This is a genomic window from Nodosilinea sp. LEGE 07298 (assembly GCF_015207265.1).
Lineage (GTDB): Bacteria > Cyanobacteriota > Cyanobacteriia > Phormidesmidales > Phormidesmidaceae > Nodosilinea.
Genome location: NZ_JADEXE010000603.1, coordinates 1 through 1,073 on the forward strand (window position 1 = coordinate 1; position 1,073 = coordinate 1,073).

2 protein-coding genes are annotated in these 1,073 nt (G+C 59.0%); both read right to left on the reverse strand.

The window, feature by feature from the left end; genetic code table 11:
- Positions 1-669, reverse strand: a 669-nt coding sequence (locus IQ273_RS33350) for an alpha-amylase family glycosyl hydrolase (RefSeq protein WP_255534765.1), incomplete at its 3' end; no start/stop codon positions are given.
- Positions 670-682: 13 nt separating this feature from the next.
- A partial coding sequence (locus IQ273_RS33355) for a response regulator (RefSeq protein ID WP_194027348.1) occupies positions 683-1,073 on the reverse strand: 391 nt, incomplete at its 5' end.

Genomic DNA, 1,073 nt, shown 5'->3' on the forward strand with positions numbered 1-1,073 from the left:
GTTGTTGGGCAGGGCGGGGTTGTGCATAAAGTAGTTGGCCACATCAAAGCGGCAGCCGTCGACCCCCAGGTCAAGCCAAAACCGGCCCACCGCCAGCAGCGCCGCCTGTACCTCGCCGTGGTGAACATTGAGGTCGGGCTGGGCGGCCAGAAAGTTGTGCAGGTAATACTGCCTGCGGCGAGCATCCCAGGCCCAAGCCACGCCCCCAAACCGAGACAGCCAGTTGTTGGGCGGCGTGCCGTCGGGCTTGGGGTCGGCCCACACGTACCAGTCGGCTTTGGCATTGGTGCGGTTTTGGCGGCTGGTCTGAAACCAGGGGTGTTGGTCAGAGGTGTGAGACCAAACCTGATCGACAATCACCTTCAGGCCCAGCTCGTGGGCGCGGTGCAGCAAACGGCGAAAATCGTCCAAAGTGCCAAAGCGGGGGTCAACATCGCAGTAGTCGGCGACATCGTAGCCAAAGTCCTTCATCGGTGAAGGGTAAAACGGGCAAATCCAGATGCCATCGACCCCAAGGGCCGCGACGTACTCCAGCTGGGCGAGAATGCCGGGCAGATCGCCGACTCCATCCCCATCGCTATCCATAAACGAGCGGGGATAAATTTGGTAGAGCACGGCCCCACGCCACCAGGGCGTTGAGGCAGCAGCGGGGGTAGAAGAGGCTGTCATGGTCAGAGGTCGATTAGGCGTGATGGGCAAGCCTGGCAATGGCTTCGATTAATTGCTCAAGTTCAAGCGGTTTGGCAATTAGTTTTTGATAGCCGCTGGTCAACGTTTGCTGGTAGTCGTCATCTTGACAGTAGGAGGTGAAGGCAAGGGCGGGCACCTGGCCGCCTTTATCGGGGGGCAAGGCGCGAATGCCTTGAATAAGGCTATGGCCATCGGTACCCGGCATGCCGATATCGCTGACCAGCACATCTGGCTGAAATGACTCTAAACCCTCCATCACCTCAGCGGCGGAGTTGACGGCTAAAACAATGGCACCATACTGGCTCAGCAGCGTGGCCAACAGCTCAAGGGTATCGGCGTGATCATCAACGATTAAGACCCGAATGTCGTTCAGGGGAGTGGGC